This is a genomic window from Reticulibacter mediterranei (assembly GCF_016587455.1).
The window spans coordinates 8,536,021-8,553,379 of sequence record NZ_BNJK01000001.1; the positions used below are offsets into that span (position 1 = coordinate 8,536,021).

Annotated in this window: 14 protein-coding genes; 5 read left to right on the forward strand and 9 right to left on the reverse strand. The window is 53.4% G+C overall.

Annotation, left to right across the window (positions count from 1 at the left end):
* Positions 1-102: 102 nt before the first annotated feature.
* A complete protein-coding gene (locus tag K3T83_RS36620; RefSeq protein WP_220207849.1) occupies positions 103-711 on the forward strand; it encodes a TetR/AcrR family transcriptional regulator in 609 nt (202 codons plus the stop codon).
* A gap of 10 nt (positions 712-721) precedes the next feature.
* On the opposite strand, the gene K3T83_RS36625 is transcribed toward K3T83_RS36620, so the two are convergent.
* Positions 722-2,338, reverse strand: coding sequence for a class I adenylate-forming enzyme family protein (locus tag K3T83_RS36625; RefSeq protein ID WP_220207850.1), 1,617 nt, complete (start codon positions 2,336-2,338; stop codon positions 722-724).
* A gap of 221 nt (positions 2,339-2,559) precedes the next feature.
* On the opposite strand from K3T83_RS36625, the gene K3T83_RS36630 reads away from it, so the two are divergent.
* The 3 genes from K3T83_RS36630 to K3T83_RS36640 all read left to right on the forward strand — a co-directional run bounded on the left by K3T83_RS36630 (position 2,560) and on the right by K3T83_RS36640 (position 6,555).
* A complete protein-coding gene (locus K3T83_RS36630) occupies positions 2,560-3,795 on the forward strand; it encodes an acetyl-CoA C-acetyltransferase (RefSeq protein WP_220207851.1) in 1,236 nt (411 codons plus the stop codon).
* A 158-nt stretch (positions 3,796-3,953) separates the two neighbouring features.
* Entirely contained in the window at positions 3,954-5,462 is a 1,509-nt protein-coding gene (locus K3T83_RS36635) for a cellulase family glycosylhydrolase (RefSeq protein ID WP_220207852.1), read from the forward strand.
* 10 nt (positions 5,463-5,472) lie between these two features.
* On the forward strand, positions 5,473-6,555 hold the full coding sequence (locus K3T83_RS36640) for a Gfo/Idh/MocA family protein (RefSeq protein ID WP_220207853.1): 1,083 nt from the start codon (positions 5,473-5,475) through the stop codon (positions 6,553-6,555).
* A gap of 1 nt (position 6,556) precedes the next feature.
* Here the strand turns inward: K3T83_RS36640 and K3T83_RS36645 are convergent, their stop codons facing one another.
* Together K3T83_RS36645 and K3T83_RS36650 are read right to left on the reverse strand one after the other, a co-directional pair.
* Complete coding sequence (locus K3T83_RS36645; protein ID WP_220207854.1) at positions 6,557-8,212, reverse strand: FAD-binding dehydrogenase; 1,656 nt, start codon at positions 8,210-8,212, stop codon at positions 6,557-6,559.
* Between the two features lie 64 nt (positions 8,213-8,276).
* Complete coding sequence (locus tag K3T83_RS36650; protein WP_220207855.1) at positions 8,277-9,203, reverse strand: acetamidase/formamidase family protein; 927 nt, start codon at positions 9,201-9,203, stop codon at positions 8,277-8,279.
* A 448-nt stretch (positions 9,204-9,651) separates the two neighbouring features.
* Here K3T83_RS36650 and K3T83_RS36655 point away from each other — a divergent pair, with 448 nt between their 5' ends.
* Complete coding sequence (locus K3T83_RS36655; protein ID WP_220207856.1) at positions 9,652-10,233, forward strand: hypothetical protein; 582 nt, start codon at positions 9,652-9,654, stop codon at positions 10,231-10,233.
* A gap of 69 nt (positions 10,234-10,302) precedes the next feature.
* On the opposite strand, the gene K3T83_RS36660 is transcribed toward K3T83_RS36655, so the two are convergent.
* The 6 genes from K3T83_RS36660 to K3T83_RS36685 all read right to left on the reverse strand — a co-directional run bounded on the left by K3T83_RS36660 (position 10,303) and on the right by K3T83_RS36685 (position 17,356).
* Positions 10,303-11,361 (reverse strand): GNAT family N-acetyltransferase, encoded by a 1,059-nt coding sequence (locus tag K3T83_RS36660; protein WP_220207857.1) that lies wholly within the window; start codon positions 11,359-11,361, stop codon positions 10,303-10,305.
* A 247-nt stretch (positions 11,362-11,608) separates the two neighbouring features.
* Positions 11,609-12,838, reverse strand: coding sequence for an acyltransferase (locus K3T83_RS36665; protein ID WP_220207858.1), 1,230 nt, complete (start codon positions 12,836-12,838; stop codon positions 11,609-11,611).
* 138 nt (positions 12,839-12,976) lie between these two features.
* Positions 12,977-13,279, reverse strand: a complete 303-nt coding sequence (locus K3T83_RS36670) for a DUF1622 domain-containing protein (RefSeq protein ID WP_220207859.1) — start codon at positions 13,277-13,279, stop codon at positions 12,977-12,979.
* Positions 13,266-13,703, reverse strand: coding sequence for a DUF1622 domain-containing protein (locus K3T83_RS36675; RefSeq protein WP_220207860.1), 438 nt, complete (start codon positions 13,701-13,703; stop codon positions 13,266-13,268). Before K3T83_RS36675 ends, K3T83_RS36670 begins: the two co-directional genes overlap by 14 nt.
* A gap of 29 nt (positions 13,704-13,732) precedes the next feature.
* Positions 13,733-15,955: an amylo-alpha-1,6-glucosidase gene (locus tag K3T83_RS36680; protein ID WP_220207861.1), complete on the reverse strand. Its 2,223-nt coding sequence runs from the start codon at positions 15,953-15,955 to the stop codon at positions 13,733-13,735.
* 84 nt (positions 15,956-16,039) lie between these two features.
* Entirely contained in the window at positions 16,040-17,356 is a 1,317-nt protein-coding gene (locus K3T83_RS36685; RefSeq protein WP_220207862.1) for an NAD(P)/FAD-dependent oxidoreductase, read from the reverse strand.
* Positions 17,357-17,359: the final 3 nt, after the last annotated feature.

The window sequence follows — 17,359 nt, forward strand, 5'->3', positions numbered from 1 at the left end:
TTACCGTCAACGAACTCTATGCAGTGGGAACTTTGCGGACGTTTTCACCACCACTGACAATGTGTTGAATACATTTGAACACATTATAGAAAGGCAGGAAGAATGATGGCGGTTTCTCCCCGGCGTGAGGATCGACGTATTCAACGTACACGCCAATTGTTGAAGCGAGCATCTATTGAAATTATGCAGAAAAAGGGGGTTCCTGCGACGAGTATTCAAGAGATTACCGAGCGAGCCAACGTCAATCGAGGAACCTTTTATGATCACTTTGCCGATAAATATGCGTTGCTGGAGACGCTGATCCGCGATGAGTTTCACCATCTAGTCTGTGTACTCCCTCCCGTATCGTACTGGAATAGCAGCGTTTTGCAGCACCTCATTCAGCTTGTCCTCGAAAATTTCAGAGATGTGCAGCGCCGTTGTCGTCCGTTGGGAGACATCGATCCGTTGACCCAGCGCATTATTCAGGAGGAACTGGCCGTGCTGTTGCTGGCATGGCTCACAGAGAAGAGGAAAAAAGGCGTTCAGGATACTGTGTCGCTGCAAACAGCGGCAGGAACGATGAGTTGGGCCATTCTGGGGGCGGCGCTGCAATGGAGCCTGGAGCCTGGCAGCATGGCCTCAGAGCAGATGGCCCATGGTATTGTGTTGTTGCTGTTGCACGGGGTAGCACATCTGACAGATGAAGACACCCCGGATCAGTACAAATAATGCCTGGGAGCTATTTCTGGTCTTCCACCTGAAGCAGATCCATCAGTCGCACGCGTGCGATTTTGCCTGTTGGTGTGGCTGGTAACTCGTTGAGTAGCAGCAGCTCTTCGGGCCATTTGTATTTCGCAAGCCCTTTGGCCGCAAGATGCGTTGTAATCTCGGCAAGGGTTATGCTATAGCCAGAACGGAGAGATGCAACCAGGCAGGAGCGTTCACCAAGCCGTTCATCAGGGCGCGCAATAATGGCGAGTTGATTGAGTTGCACCAGATCAACCAGCAGGCTCTCCACTTCGACAGCGGAAAACTTCAAGCCACCACGATTAATAAGTTCGGTGCGTCGCCCTTCAAAAGCGACGGTGCCATCAGTATTAAAACTGGCAAGATCGCCTGTACGCAGCCAGCCATCGGTCGTGATGGCTTCGCGTGTGAGCCGCTCATCTTTCAGATAGCCACAAAACATAGAAGGACTGCGATATAAGAGATTTCCCGTTTCGCCGTTTGTTATGTCGTGCATATTTTCGTTAACAATGCGCACCTCGGCACCCGTTACGGGCCTGCCAATACTGGTGCTGGCGGCTTCTGGTGGATCGTCCGGGCGGGTAAAAGTGCCGGCTCCTACCTCAGACATACCCCACTGCACAATCACGCCTGCTCCAAGCGTGCGTCGTATATCGGCAACGAGGGAGGAGGGGACTTTTGCGCCGCCTGTGCGTACCTCGCGCAGATGGAGGCGCGGTGTCTCTGGCTGTGTATCAAGATGGAGACAAACATCACGTAGCTGTGCAGGTACCGCAAAGGCAACCGTTGCTTTCGATTGATGAGCAAGCTCGAAGAACCGTTCCGTTCCCCAACCTGGGAGAAGCGCTTGTCTGCCATGACTCAAGATGCTGAGGTGGATGGAGAGCAGCCCGAATAGATGCGTGAAGGGACTGGCACTGATGATCGTATCTTCTGCTCTGGCGTTGCCATCGCTGGCAACGGCGGCTGCGTTTGAGAGCAATCCATCGTGGCTATGAATACAGATTTTCGGTCGCAGCGAGGTTGTGCCGGAGGATGGCAGTAAGACGAAGGGATCAGTGGGAGAGAGCGATACGGGCTGTGGAGATGCTCCGGCATATTGTTGTAGCAGGGCTTCGATAGTGCCGATGCCAGAATGTGCTTGAGAGTTGGTGACAAACAGATGTTGCAGCGAGGGCAGCGTAGTAAGGAGACGTTCGCCAAGTGTAAGCAGATCGCGCTGTCCATGACTGGCAGGCAGCACAAGAATAGAGGCTGAAGCACGTTCTAGCAGCACGCGAAGTTCGAGCTCGCCATAGGCCATATGCAATGGAAACATGATTGCACCAGTCAAAGCAATGGCTACGTGCAGAGTGAGGTATTCCCAGGAGTTCGGCAGATGCAGGGCGACCACATCTCCCTTAGAGACGCCGAGTTCTTGTAATACGCGAGCCAGCGCGAAAGCATCGTGTGACCAGTCGTGCCAGCTACGCAACCTTGTGCCATCAAAAACTGCCGGGCCTTCTCCACCGGTTGTCACAGCCTCGTTGAAGATCGCAGGCAGGGTATAGCCTTTGAGAGAGGCCGCACGTTCCTCTGGATGGATGAAATAATCTTGAGTAGTTATCATGGTGGTGCGCCTTACAATGGTTGTAAAAATACGATACTTATAAACAGTGATAGCATGAGGCTGTATCTTTGTCAAGCGATAGACCTTCTCTCGCTCGTCTGGTATCATTATAGGAGATGGAGTAGCGAATCATAGAGGTGAGATACTCTTTTTATCGCAAGAATGGTGAACGCTGGCTTTTGGCTTCGGGTGAGCGAAGTTGAAGAGCCGAGGAGGAGCAAATGACAAATGCGTATATCGTTGATGCTGTGCGTACGCCTCGTGGACGTGGCAAGATTGGGAAGGGAGCGCTGACACACATTCACCCTCAGGAATTGCTGGCGCAAACACTCAATAGTCTTGTGAAGCGAACCGGAGTTGATAAGCGTGATGTGGAGGATGTGGTTGCTGGATGCGTGACGCAGGCGAAAGATCAGGGTGCAGACATCGCACGAATGGCAGTGCTCGCGGCAGGTTGGCCGGATGAGGTAACTGGCGTGGCACTCAATCGCTTTTGCGGTTCGGGACTGCAAGCAGTGAATTTTGCCGCAATGGGCGTGATGGCAGGTATACAGCATCTCGTGGTTGGCGGCGGCGTTGAGAGCATGTCGCGCGTGCCAATCAACGCTGAGGGTGCCAATAACGATGGCAATAACGACCATTTGCGCAAGAAGGTTTTTCAGGTGCCACAGGGGATCAGCGCCGACCTGATCGCAAGCATTGAGGGGTTCAGTCGTCAGGATGTCGATCAATTTGCTTTTGAGTCGCAGCGGCGGGCGGCTCAGGCACAACAGGCGAATCTCTTCAAAATGAGCCTCTTCCCGGTGCGTGATCCAGAGACGGGCGAGGTCGTGCTGGAGCGAGACGAGCATCCACGCGCAAACACGACGCTGGAAGGGCTGGCGCAACTTGAACCCGCGTTTGTTAAGCTGGGTCAGCAGGTGGTGGGCTTCAATGGCGAGACCTACGATCAGCTTGCCTTACAACGTTATCCTGAAGTGCAGCAGATTGAGCATGTCCACACTGCTGGAAACTCCAGTGGGATCGTTGATGGTGCGGCTGCTGTGCTGATCGCCTCGAAAGAATATATTGTGGCGCATGGATTGAAAGCACGTGCGCGCATTCGAGCGATGGCAACCGTTGGCAGCGAGCCAATTATCATGCTGACGGCACCCGCGCCAGCATCGAGGAAGGCGTTGAGCCAGGCGAGAATGACGGTGAGTGATATCGACCTGTGGGAGATCAACGAAGCATTCGCGGCAATTCCGCTACAAACAATGCGCAGCCTGGAACTGGACCCGCAGAAGGTTAACGTCAACGGAGGAGCCATTGCGCTTGGACATCCACTAGGCGCAACTGGAGCCATGCTGCTTGGTATGGTCCTCGATGAATTGGAGCGGCGCAACCTCACAACCGCGTTAATCACGCTTTGTATCGGTGGTGGGCAGGGGATTGCGACGATCATCGAACGAGTATGAGTGAAGAAAAACTATACATTTTCCAGCCTCTCAAGACGATCTGGCTATCTGGTTGAGATTTCTCGGGCCAGTCAGCTAGAATACACAAAGACGAAAGCTGAAATAATTAGACAGCTTTTGCATGAAATTTGTGTACTGTAAGGAGTGTCACGAGAGGTATGTTCTCAAGAAGACGATCCGCTTCATCGATGCTTTTAAAAAGATCGAAGCAATCACGGACGATCACAGGGATCTGGATAGGAGGCGTGCTTTTACTCGTACTGTTGGCGATAGGAGGGGGAGCGATTGTCACGCTGCATCCGTTTGGCGTTGGCGCTCAATCCGCTCTCAAGCCACTTGCAGGCCAAAAGAACTGGCAGCAAGGCACCTCATCACTACTTTTTGGCACGAACGATGCCAGTTGGCAATGGTCACAGAAGCATCTGGGCAATGCACCGGCAATAGCAGCAACGGTGAAATCTGCGGGTATTACCGTGATTCGCTCTCCGCTACATAGCGACGATGCCGAGGCACGGGTGGCAGCTATTGAGTCAACGGGCGCGCAATGTCTGGGTATCCTGCAACCCGAAGATGCCGAACAGGTGGTCAAGATGCTGGGCAATCGCTGCCGCCTCTATGAGTTTATGAACGAGCCAGATAATGGTGGTCCCTCTGCCACTGAATATGCGGCCTCGTGGAATAAGATCATCCCTGGTTTGCGGTCGATCAATCCCCAGGCGTCGTTTATCGGGCCGGTTGTTGCCTTCCCCGATCTCGACTATATCAGAACGTTTTTGACGCAGGCGAAACAGGCTGGCAATCTGCCCGACGCCGTCAGTTTTCATATGTACCCCTGCACCGACACCTCAATTGCCGATTGTCCATCTCACTTTGCCGATTACACCAAAGAGGCCGCGAAGGTCAAGGCGACCGTGAATGATGTGTTGGGGCAAAATCTGCCGCTGTGTATCACAGAGTATAACTTCTCCTGGAAGCCTGGTCAGACGCCGAACAACAATCCATTTATGCGCCAGTTCACTACACAGTCGCTTCAGGCAATGGCACAAGCCGGAATTGTGATGGCGAATCAGTTTGATATTGCCAGCAATGCAGGTGGTGGTGCACTGGACATGGTTGATCCGCAGACAGGCGAGGCCAAACCGCAGCTAGATGCAATGAAAGCGCTGATTCAACAATATAGCCAGGGCGCATCGACACAGGCCACACCAACCACTGCCAGTACTACATCGGCGCAAATCACTCCAACTGTTATAGCTACTGCCGTACCCACGATTGCACCTGAAACGGGGATGGTGCAAACGGCGATGCCACTTGGCGTTCAGCAGATCAATTGTACGAGTGGGCAGCAGAACAATGGGCAGGATGGTTGCATGCTGCTTGTGCAGGTGAAAGGGCCACAGATGGTGATGCTGACCTGGTGGAATCAAAATGGCAGGCAGGTAAAGAGCCTGAACGTGCAGACTTCGACGAATAGCATCGATGGGCAGGATGGTAAATGGACCACGATTCCGGTAAAATTAGCCTCGTCCACTGGCGGTGGAGCGCAGATGTTCACGCTACAAAAGCCCGGATGGGTTAAGGTGGTGGTGCAGCCATCCACGCAAGAAAAGAAGCCCGTGAGTGGCCTTGTGGAATTGTATAGCGTGGCGCTTGCAAATAACAATTGAAGGGATATTAATGAATCCGATACGTTTTGGCATTGTTGGGGCGGGCTGGCGTTCGTTCTTTTTCCTGCGTGTGGCTCAGGCGTTGCCTGATCGTTTTGCGGTTGCCGGGTTGGTGACGCGCGATCAGGCGAAGGGAGAGGAAATTGAAAAAGCGTGGGGCGTGAAAACGTATAGAACGCTCGATGAATTGTTGGCGATCAATGATCTGCACTTCGTCGTTGTTTCGGTGGCTGTATCGGCTGCCCCGCAGATCATCGCTGCAATTGTTGAGCGCGGGTTGGCGGTGTTAACTGAGACACCGCCAGCACCGGATCTGGCTGGCCTCATTGCCCTGAACGATCTGGGCAGGCGTGGAGCGAAAATTCAGGTGGCAGAACAATATCACTTGCAGCCAGCACACGTCGCACGTCTGGCCTTTGCGCACTCTGGCAAACTGGGAACTGTGACGCAGGCTCAGATCTCTATCGCGCATGGCTATCATGGCGTGAGCCTGATTCGCAAATTTCTGGGCATCACCTTCGAGCCGGTGAAGATTACAGCCCATCGTTTTCTTTCGCCCATCATGGCAGGCCCGGACCGCTCAGGACCGGCCATGCAGGAGCGCATCGCCCAATCCGAACAAAAGATGGCGTATCTGGATTTTGGCGATAAACTGGGGATATTTGATTTCACCACTGATCAGTATCGTTCGTGGATTCGCACGCGCCGCTTGCTGGTTCGTGGCGAGTGTGGCGAGATCAACGACATGCAGGCCAGCTATTTGCGGGATTATCGCACCCCCATTACCTGCGATTTTTTGCGGCAGGATGCGGGAACAAACGGCAATATCGAAGGGTATTATCACAAGGGTATCGTAGCTGATAGCGAATGGGTCTACAGAAATCCCTTTGTCCCTGCGCGCTTGAGCGATGATGAGATTGCCGTTGCATCCTGCCTGGTCGGGATGGATGCTTATGTCGATGGTGGACCGGACATGTACAGTCTGGCAGAAGCCTCGCAGGATCACTATCTCAATTTGATGATTGAACGTGCGATAACTTCCGCCGAACCTGTATCGACTACGCTCCAGCCCTGGGCTGAGGAGCGCGGATAGCTTAGATCACTTCCTGGGCGGCAGCGCGACCGGCGGTACGGCCTGAGAAGAGGCAGCCACCTAGAAACGTGCCTTCAAGAGAGCGATAGCCGTGCATGCCGCCGCCACCAAAGCCTGCCACTTCACCGGCAGCATAGAGGCTAGGCAGCGGTTGCCCATTGGCTTGCAGTACTCGCGACGAGAGATCTGTTTCCACACCTCCTAGCGTCTTGCGCGTCAGGATCGAGAGGCGCACGGCGATGAGCGGCCCAGCAGTTGGATCGAGCAGGCGATGTGGTTTGGCAACACGGAACAGCCTATCGCCGATAAAGCGGCGCGCGCCACGAATGGCCGTCACCTGCGCATCTTTGCTGAACGGGTTGTTGATCTGGTGATCGCGCGCAACAATAACCTGTTCCAGGGCTGCAAGATCGATCAGCTCCTTGCCGGTCAGCGCGTTCATTGCCTGTACCATCTCGGGCAGTGTCTTGCGCACGAGAAAGTCAGAGCCACGCTGCTTAAATGCCTCAACTGGTCCTGGAGCACCCGGCAGCACGCGACTGAGGGTTTTGGCGATGCTGCGGTCCGTGAGATCGGGGTTTTGTTCTGAGCCGGACAGGGCGAATTCGCGTTCGATGATGCGCTGATTGAGCAGAAACCACGAGTAATCGTAGCCGCTGGCGAGGATGTACTCAAGAGCGCCCAGTGTATCGAAGCCGGGAAAGAGGGGAATGGGGAGGCGCTGACCGTGTGCGTCTAACCAGAGCGGAGACGGCCCCGCTAGAATGCGGATGGCGTGGTTGCTCCAGACAGGCGCGTAATTGTTGATGCCCTCCGGGTAGTGCCACATGCGGTCGGAGTTGATGAGGTGGCCGTTGCTGGCTGCGATGACCTCTAGCATACTGCCATCGACGTGATCGGGAACGCCTGTGATCAGCCGTTTCGGTGGTTCGCCCAGGCGTTTCGGCCAGTTGCGGCGCACCAGTTCGTGATTGCCGCCGATGCCGCCAGAGGTGACGATCACCGCCTGCGCCTTGAGCGTGAATTCGCCCGCGACCACTCGTGAGCTTGGTTGTCCGCGCTCGACCGAACTCGGTTCGAGGATGTCGCCATGCACGCCATCAACGACGCCACCTGTCATGGTTAGAGCGGTGACACGATGGCGGAAGAGGAGCGTCACGAGGCCGCGTTGCTCTCCCTCACGTACGCGGCGAATAAAGGGTTCCAGCACGCCCGGACCTGTTCCCCACGTTACATGGAAGCGGGGAACGGAGTTGCCATGTCCGGTTGCCAGATAGCCGCCGCGCTCTGCCCATTGCACGAAAGGGAAGATGCGCACGCCTTGCTGATGCAGCCAGGAATATTTCTCTCCAGCAGCAAAGCCGACATAGGCTTCTGCCCAGCGGCGAGGCCACAGATCCTCTTCGCGATCAAATCCGGCGCTACCCATCCAGTCTTGCAGGGCCAGTTCGTATGAATCGCGCACACCGGCCCGGCGCTGCATCGGCGAATTGACCAGGAAGAGGCCGCCAAAGGACCAGAACGCCTGTCCACCAAGCGAGGCTTCCGGCTCTTGATCGAGGATAGTTACGCGTCGGCCAGCATCAACAAGCTCTGTAGCAGCTACCAGCCCGGCCAGACCAGCGCCAACAATAATCACATCGGTATCGTCACCCATTGATTGTATCCCCCTTTATTGGAGTATGTGCGTCTGTATGCAAGCTTTCCCCATGCCACGTCTTCTATTGAATTGCCCCGTCTGCCAGAATAGCATGGACACCATGTACGCCGTTGGCAATTTGAGTCACATGTAGATCGACTACCAGGCTTGCCAGAGCGAGCGCCTGTGAGCGTGGCAACTGATATTGTTCGCCCATCAGATCGAGCATGGCTTCCAGCGCGATCAACGATGCCTCGTGCAAATCATTGTGAAAGCCCAGCGTCAACCAGGAGTTGGTCGTTCTCACACGTGGAGTTTTCAGATGCATGTCGTCGTGCAGGTGAAAGGTCAGCGTAACGCGGTCCATTGGGCATTCGAGCGCGACACCGCTGACCTCACCATCGCCCTGCACGCCATGCCCATCACCGACAGAGAAGAGCGCGCCTGCGACGGCGATTGGCAGATAGAGGGTGCTTCCAGCCACCAGTTCTTTGCAATCGATATTGCCGCCACAGAAGCGAGGCGGATTGGTGGAATGGATGCCGGGTTCATCGGGTGCTAGCCCCATCACACCCATAAATGGATGCAACGTGACGGTATGCCCATACTGATCCGTCGCGGTCATCGCATCAGTGTTGATGCTCCAATAGAGCGGCTCGCGTCTTCCAACCAGTCCAAAATATTTGTTGACTGCGCTCTCCCAGCCGCCAGCGCCAGTCCATCCCCAACTGCCGGGTTGTATCTCGTCGATATGCACGGCGAGCGTCATCCCTGGTTGCGCTCCACGAATAGCGACGGGACCGCACAGGGCGTGGCCGCTATCGCGCTGCTCGTCGCGTGGCTCGAAGCGCTGTCGAGGCTCCTCGGATGTGGGAGCGAGGTTCCAGCCAGCGTCGAGGGTACGAAATAATACACTATCGCCTGATGCAATTGTGAGGATCGGCTCAAACTCTCGTGAAAAGCTGCCATGCAACGTGGCCTGTTCCGGTTCGATGCTGTAGGTGGTCATTCAGCGTCTCCTTATCGGTGGTGTGGGGTCTCCTTTTGTCTCAGAATTTCCATCAATTGCTCGATCTTGTGAGATTCTGATTATGAGATGAGTTTTGGGATTCGTCAAGAGGAAACGGCCAGGAGCAAATAGAGCAATAAGTCTCATTAAACGGACGATTTTGTGGCTCATCGATTTTCAGTGAAAGCGCTCCCGATGGAGAGATCTCCAGGAAATTTTCCCTCTTCTTCCCTGAAATAAGCGAGCGTGTCGTGTACCTTGAGAGCGTGTTTGGGAAATCATCACAGAGCGAAAGCTAAGACAGCGGGGCAGCGAGCATGAGTACATTCTCCCCTGTCTTGCCTATTTAGGAAGGCGGCTTCAATCTATTTCCAAAACAGGCTTTTAGCAGCTATTCTTTGATGCTAAAAATCATCTCAGTGTTTCTATCAAGAAGGGAGTGATGTCTATGCCAGGAAGCTCAGAGCTAAGGGGAAACCGGCCAGGAAGGAGAGAAGTAGCCACGCTCGATGTAGCCCAACAGGGGACCAAGAGAGGAATTGAAGATAGCGGAGATCTTCGCGATCATGATGGAAAAAGAGCAAAAAACCTAGGTGGAATGGATATAAAATCATTAGCAAGCGAACTTGCTAAATCTACAAGTGAAGCCAAAGCAGCACATGAAGCCGGTAATGCAAATGCGAAAGAGTTGATTGAGTATGCGGAGAGCGTAAAAAACGCTTTGATGGATGCCAAAGCTTATCAGAAACGTTCATTTGGTGCAGAAACACGAGTATTAACAAAGCAATTTATTGAGGCTACGCATGCAGCGAAGTCAGCATTTAATGCTAAAAGTGAAAAAGCAGAAAAACTTATAGAAGATGCAGAGAAAGCAAGAGAATCTCTTGTCGCAGCTAAATTGGATAAAGCGCATCGCATAATGGATGTAGCTATAAAAGGTGCAAATCGAGGTAAAGATGCAGAAACACATGATTTGCTAAATAAAGCGAGGAAAGAGTTAAAAGATCTTAAAATTTTGGAGGAGGAATGAAAAGAAGTCTAAATGCCTATTATAAACATTTGTGAGCTGGTGTGTTTACATAGATAGAGGCAAGCTGAATCACAGCCTGTACCTCTTCATCAATGGTATCCCCACGCCATCCAGTATCCGCGATAGCACGATCCAGCAGAGGCGGCGATACCAGGGCAAGTGTAGATCGTAGACGGCGCTATATTCGATATCGGCTATCGCTCCACGATTGCGCTTGAATTGCGCGGCCCCGGAGCTTTCATGCAACACATACTTATTCTCCTGTGCGATAAAGAAGAGTAGGGCTGAGAGCATACGATAGAGGCCGATCTCTAGTGGAAGCTCGGTATCGTAGCCGAAGAGCGGCGTAGTCATGACCCCGTTGCGACAGAAGTAGCCTAGTACGGCATCGACACGGCCATCTTTGCGCAACGTCACCAGATGCAATGTCTGGCCTTGCAGGGCGAGGCGAATAAACTCTTCGTTGAACATCGGGTTGCAGAGCGAGTATTTTTGCAGGTAGAGCATATTGTAGATCTCAACGATGCGTGGGATGTCCTGCTCCTGTAGCTCGTTTGCGGCCACAACGCTATAGCCATGCTTTTGCACCAGCGCCCTGTCACGTTTGAGCAGCCAGCGTGCCTTTGATGGTATGCTGCCGCCGTTGGCTGGCTCGACCAGATAGATCTGTCGGCTGGGAACAAGGCGGCAGCCGTATTGCCTGGCAGCTTCAAGTAAAGAGGCATTGGTATAGGCGTTGAGTGAGCGCAAAATCAGCGCATGCTGAGGGAAGCGTTCGCGGAGAAATGAGAGGGTCGCCGCGAGCTGTTCGGGGCGCAACGCCGGGTAGAGGTTTGTGGAGAGCAGCCAATTATTGATATGCACAGTTTTGTTGATGCGACACCACTTACAGAACACTCCGAAACAATCGATCAGTATTTTTAAGGCAAATTTGAGCCAGCGCTGTTGAATGAGAACCAGTTCTTCTTTCGCGTAAGTGACATAGTGCGAGTAGGGTGAGCAAACATATGAATTGGCGTACTCCTCCTCGTTGATCGAGATCGGGAGTACGATCTGTTCATCGAGGAGCAGGGCCATGTAGCGCGTTGTGACGTTGGCGATATAGTGGGTTGGGCCGTTTTTGATCAACGGTGTCAGATAGGCTTTTGCATAAGCGCCATCGGCAGTAGCGGGCCAGGGAAGCTGATCGATTGTCTCGGCATCAAAGAGACGAATGGTGGAAGTGGTCAGGGTATGTTGCTCCTACATTTGTTGGTGTCGGGTCTGCTAACATAGACCCGGCATATTGGTTAGCAACATCATCATTGACGGAGGAAGAAATGTCAAGATGGAGTGAACCTGTGATAAGGGTTCACTCCATCGATATCTTGCGACGTTAGCGACTGCGAAGAGAGGAAGCCTCCACTCGCTTGGCCTCGCTGGTTTCTGGCTGCAATTTGGCGATAGGTTGTGCCGGAGTTGGCGAAGGTGCCTTGCGCTGCGAGGGATGGATGCGACCAACCAGACGGCTCAAGAAAGGTGTCTTCATGAAGAAGATGCTGAGCAGTATGCCACTACCTGCTGTGACCAGATAGGTGAGCAATACACGCACAACGACGGGCCACGCGACGGGCAGAAATGGCACCATCCATCTGAGCGCCATGCCAAGCGTCAGGGCGTGAATGAGATAGAGGCCAAAGGAGGCATCCGAGAGCGTGTGCCAGAAGTGGTGGCCTTTGGGATGGCCCTGTTCGTCCGTGGAAAGCGCCCAGCGATAGGCGAGCCAGAAGGCAAAAACAATCACGATCAGGCTAAAGAATCCAATGCTCGGCTGCAAAACGGCGGTAGCAGGCTGATGATAGATAAGTACCTGAAACGTATAGTTGAGCAGGAGAATCGTCAGCCCGACGATTGCGCTTGCGATAACCCACTGACCGGAGCGCATCAGGAAGGCCCGTATCTGTGGCAGATAGAGGGCGGTCAGACCACCAAGCACAAAGTAGAACTGATAGATCAAGACGAAGCGATCCTGATATTGAATGATGAACTTGCCAGTGGGGGTCAGGCGCAATGGCCCTAAGCGCAGAATGTAGAAATCAAAATAGAGGACAGCCATCTCAATGATGAAGCTGATGCCCAGCACGATCCAGGGATGGTGGGCGACGCGCTTTATGAAAAGCAAGAATAAAGGAAACAGAATGTAGAACTGAATGGTCAGGAGGATGTAATACAGTTGGAAGGAAGCGCTACCTGTTAAGATATTGAGAATGGAGTTTTGGAGCAGCGGGAGTGGTGATAGTGATGAAGCGTTCCAGATAGTATAGATAACGCTCCATATGCTATACGGCAAAAGAATGGCGACGCCGCGCTTGATCCAGAAGCTCTTTGTTGAGAACTGCTTGCCGGCATAGACATAAACCAGCGCGAAGGCTGTGACAAACATAAAAACGTAGCGGGTAAAATGAAAAATAGTGACAAACGCATTTTGTATCCACACGCCGATATCGTCCTGATTGAGACCAAGCGTGAAGCCAAGCACATGCACCGCAACGACACAGAAGGCCGTCACCACACGCAGAGGATCAAGCTCATAGACATAGGGGCGACGTAATGATTCACTTGCCAAAATTCTTTCCTCACTTTTCGTTATGCTGATTGAAGCATCTTGCCACGCTCGACTAAAAAAGCGCTGAAAGTTGCTGAATTTTGGCTGAATAGATGAAGAAACTATACCAGATAATCTCGTAATTTTTCCGGCGTGCGGTCATTTTTGCAAGCGCGTGCGTTCCCAGGTGAAGAGGCGTTTTAGTACTATGCGTAGGGCAAAGATGATGACGAACATCAGAATCTGCTGCCAGGTATGCAATGCGATGGTTTTAACCAGCGTCCCGGCGAGCTTGAAGCTGAGACCAGCAATCGCGCCATCGGCGACGAGCAAGCGTGCGGTCATCACGTTCCCTGTGCGTACAAGCATCACCAGCGCCGCCAGCATATAGCCGATGATAAGCAGCGCTCCGATGAACTCGATGAGAGAGGCAAGGAGGGTGAAGAGATCAGTGAAGAACATGATCGCTGCTCCGAGGTTCTTCGCTGGTTCCTTCCGATTGTGCGGCAGGCGGCGTATGAGGTTGGGGTGCGAGATCAGGGTGGCGCGCAGCTGCACGATCAATCTCCTGTTGTAAGAAGTAGTTGAGCAGCGTCCGAATCGTAGCAATCGCGGCCAACTGTCCAATCTCCGTCCAGGTTGGGGCAATGGCGGTGCGCAGGATGTCGGCACCCAGCTCAAATTCGAGTGCCAGCGCCAGCCAGCGTCCCAGGCGCAGACGAATCGCCTCCGTTTTTGGTTCCTGCGAGCCGATTCCTCCGCCCTGGGCAAAGAGCTGGAGCGCTCGTACTGTTGCTTGCAATGCGGCAAGGGCAATCAGCAACCCCGCAATTCCTTCGACGCCCGACGCCAGATATTGCGTCCAGACTTTCAAGAGTGATTCCAAAAAAGCGCTCCTTTTCCGTTCTCAATGTTTTACTTGTCTGTCTCTAGCTCATCAACAATCTGGATTTCATCTTCCTGTGCGGTCCCTTTGTCGGCCTTGACTTCATCGACCTGCCAGCATGAATGATCGCCTTCCCGCCAGAAGTGCATGCTAATTGTGCAGGGACCAACGCGTAGATGCTGTATTTCGATATCAGGCAACCAATCGGGCAGCGTCGGATGTACATAGAGTCGTTTTTGTGGAGCATCAGCCCGCAGGCCGAGGACAGTACGAAGCATATGGAAGATGCTGCCCGTCGCCCATGCTTGTGGGATATTAGCCCCAGCAGGATAGAGGATCGGAAAGTCTATCGTTCCTTCGCGTTGTACGCCAGCAAAGACCTCTGGAGGACGATAGCCCTCGAAACGCTCGATAGCATCGAAGATGCCTTGAATGACCTGATTTGACTCGTCGATTAACCCGTAGCGTTTGAAGCCATCCGCGATAATGCCGTTATCCTGGGGCCAGATGGAACCGCGCTGGTAGGATAGCGGATTATAGGAGGGATTATTGCTTGAAATGGTGCGGATGCCCCAGCCGCTCCACATGTCATCCTGCAACAGCCGTTTCGCAGTTCGCCTGGCCTTGTCCGCGTCGGCAATGCCACTCCACAGGCATTGTCCGGCATTTGAGCTAATGGATGTGATCTGCTTTTTGCCTGGATCAAGCCCGTAGGCGAAGCAACCTTCATCCTCCATCCAGAAGCGTTGATTGAATTTCTGCTTCAGCGTCTCAGCTTTTTGTTGCAAGGTTTTTGCTTTTTCCTGATCGCCCAGTACCTCGAATGCTTCGGCCATGCGCGTCCAGGCATCGTAGACATAGCCTTGCAGCTCGCAGAGACCCTTCGGTTGCTTTACCGGGCTGCCATCGGCATAGACCACCGCGTCTGTCGCGTCTTTCCAACCCAGATTATTGTAATGGTAGGAAGAATAGCTTTTGTATTCTTGAAAACCATCGCCATCAAGATCGCCGGACTGGTCAATCCAGGCCAGACACTTCTCCGCTACGTCCTGATTGTCTTTGAGTAGCGTAATATCGCCGGTCCACCGGTAGGCTTCGGAGAGGACGATCAGGTAGAGGATGGTGGCGTCGGCGGTGCCATAAAAGGGTGTGAATGGGATCTGCTGAAAGTGGGCAAGTTCGCCGGAGCGCATTTCATGTAAAATCTTGCCGGGCTGGGCTTCGCGCCAGTCGTCGCGTTCGCCGGCCTGATGCTCCGCCAGACGTTTGAGGGCACCTCGCGCGAAGCCAGCAGCAACTGCCATGTTCTGATACGAGGCGGTGAGGCTATCGCGTCCAAAGAGGGTCACGAACCAGGGGACGCCAGCGGCGGGAACCCAGGCGTCGGCAGAGACATCCATGTCATAGATGCGCAGCGCTCCCATGTCTTCGACGGCCTGTTGGTACATACGATAGACGTTGTTATTAGATGAATATAGTTTTGTGCATTGTGCTTGCCAGTGGGCTTGCCTCTCGTCGATATTGCTGCTTGGTTCCTGTCCAGGAGCGGGAGTAGCTCCTGAAGAGGCTGTTCCCTGCTGTTCGTGGCGACATGAGTCAGGGCCGGGGCGTTTGATCTCCTGTCCATGTTCAAGCAGCATTTCGCAGCAGGTATTCCAGCGTTGATTGGGGCCAAGGTCGATCTCGAAAAAGATGCGTCCATTGGCGTATCCAACAGGAACCTCGCGGATAACGGCGTAAGTAATAGCGCGATGAAAGTCCTGATCGTTATAGGATGTTCGAACTTGCCTATGTTGTTCATCCCACTCCGTTTTTTCTTTGCCGCGCTGAATAATGTTGCCGGATTTCACCTCGAAGATATCTGCGAAGTCGCTGCGTAATGACACTTCAAGGAGGAAGCGCACACGTTTCCCACTATAGTTAGCGACATCGATCTCTTCATGAATGCCTTCGCTCACGACGCGATTGATAGTAACACGGAGCGTCTGTGCATCGATAACGCCGCCCTGTGTATTGATAATGTCGTTGGTCAGGTGGAAGCGCGAGGCGTAGAAGCTGAGCTGGCTGGAATTGATTGGGACCAGTGGCGTGCGGTTGATGTAGAGCCGATAATGGCTCAGGAAGCGGGTATCCATCGCATAGACGCCCTGAACGGTATTGGGATTGATTTCGCCCCGTCGATCCGTGACCATAAAGGTTCTACCCTGACTAATGGTAATAGTTGGCGGACCTACTTTAATTTCAATGGGCATAGTGTTCTCCTTCAGAATGCGCTTTCCACATAGTTGAATCTTTATCCTCTGCTATACGCTTTCACGTTGTTAAGCCCTGTTTTGTTACGGTTTGTGGCCCTTTTCTTCTGGCACGATGACTCGTGTGCCGCGCTGGAAGGTGAAGTAGGTCCAGGCGTACTGGATAAACACGAGCAGGCGGTTGCGAGCGCCAATGAGAAACAGGATATGGACGAAAAGCCAGATGAGCCAGGCAAGCAAACCGGCGAAACGAGCGGGGCCGATAGAGACGATACCAAAGCCGCGTCCTACGGTGGCAAGAGTGCCCTTGTCGAAGTAGTGGAAGCGGGCTGGCGGCATTTCACCTCTCACACGACCGACGATCACAGAGGCAACATAGTTCGCCTCCTGCATTGCCACGGGAGCCAGCCCCGGCAGATGCTTGCCATTTTGCGTTGCCAGTGCGGTATCGCCAATCACAAAAATGTTTGAGTGGCCGGGAGCCGTCAGATCTTGTTGCACCTTGACGCGTCCATCATGATCGACATCGGCGTGGAGCCATTCGCCAGCCGGGGAAGCCTTGACGCCCGCCGTCCAGATGACATTCTCGGTTGCCAGATGCTCATCGCCGATCATGACACCATCCTGACGAACCTCTTTTACATGTAAGCCAGTTCTGATCTCCACGCCCAACTGCTGCAATTTCTTGTTGGCTTGCTCGGCCAGATGAGCGGGAAAACTGGGCAGAATTCGTTTCGGCCCCTGAACTAGCACAATACGTGTCATGGTTGGATCGATGTGGCGAAAATCACCCTTCAGCGATTGTCGGGCAAGTTCTGCGATAGCGCCGCTAAGTTCGACGCCTGTTGGTCCGCCGCCAACCAGCACAAAGGTTAACAGTGCTTTGCGCTTCTGCTCGTCTGGTTCGCGTTCTGCCGCCTCAAAAGCAGAGAGCACCTGGCGACGGATAACGAGGGCATCATTCACCGATTTCAGGCCGGGAGCTAATTTTTCCCACTCTGGATGCCCAAAGTAGTTGCTTGTGGCTCCTGTCGCCACGATGAGATAGTCATAGTGAAGCGCCTGGTTCTCCCCCAGCAAGACCTGTTGCTGATCTATATCAATTCCTGTGACCTCTGCCATAAGAACGCCGGTATTGGCCTGTTTTTCGAGAACTGCCCGCAGAGGATTGGCAATATCAGCAGGCGAAAGACCAGCGGTTGCAACTTGATAGAGCATGGGTTGGAAGAGGTGAAAATTGTTGCGGTCGATAATTGTCACCTGAACGGGCTGATCGCCCAGCGCTTTGGCCGCTTGCAGACCGCCGAAGCCGCCGCCAACAATGACGACATGCGGCGCTATTTTTGTCTTTTCCTGTATATTCTTCCTGCTTGCTGTTCCTTGTCGTTGAATGGTTGTCATGTA

What these genes read in the sequence shown, in the direction of transcription:
- K3T83_RS36620 (WP_220207849.1), top strand. Translation starts at nt 103, where the DNA reads ATGATGGCGGTTTCTCCCCGGCGTGAGGATCGACGTATTCAACGTACA.
- K3T83_RS36625 (WP_220207850.1), bottom strand. Translation starts at nt 2,338, where the DNA reads ATGATAACTACTCAAGATTATTTCATCCATCCAGAGGAACGTGCGGCC.
- K3T83_RS36630 (WP_220207851.1), top strand. Translation starts at nt 2,560, where the DNA reads ATGACAAATGCGTATATCGTTGATGCTGTGCGTACGCCTCGTGGACGT.
- K3T83_RS36635 (WP_220207852.1), top strand. Translation starts at nt 3,954, where the DNA reads ATGTTCTCAAGAAGACGATCCGCTTCATCGATGCTTTTAAAAAGATCG.
- K3T83_RS36640 (WP_220207853.1), top strand. Translation starts at nt 5,473, where the DNA reads ATGAATCCGATACGTTTTGGCATTGTTGGGGCGGGCTGGCGTTCGTTC.
- K3T83_RS36645 (WP_220207854.1), bottom strand. Translation starts at nt 8,212, where the DNA reads ATGGGTGACGATACCGATGTGATTATTGTTGGCGCTGGTCTGGCCGGG.
- K3T83_RS36650 (WP_220207855.1), bottom strand. Translation starts at nt 9,203, where the DNA reads ATGACCACCTACAGCATCGAACCGGAACAGGCCACGTTGCATGGCAGC.
- K3T83_RS36655 (WP_220207856.1), top strand. Translation starts at nt 9,652, where the DNA reads ATGCCAGGAAGCTCAGAGCTAAGGGGAAACCGGCCAGGAAGGAGAGAA.
- K3T83_RS36670 (WP_220207859.1), bottom strand. Translation starts at nt 13,279, where the DNA reads ATGTTCTTCACTGATCTCTTCACCCTCCTTGCCTCTCTCATCGAGTTC.
- K3T83_RS36680 (WP_220207861.1), bottom strand. Translation starts at nt 15,955, where the DNA reads ATGCCCATTGAAATTAAAGTAGGTCCGCCAACTATTACCATTAGTCAG.
- K3T83_RS36685 (WP_220207862.1), bottom strand. Translation starts at nt 17,356, where the DNA reads ATGACAACCATTCAACGACAAGGAACAGCAAGCAGGAAGAATATACAG.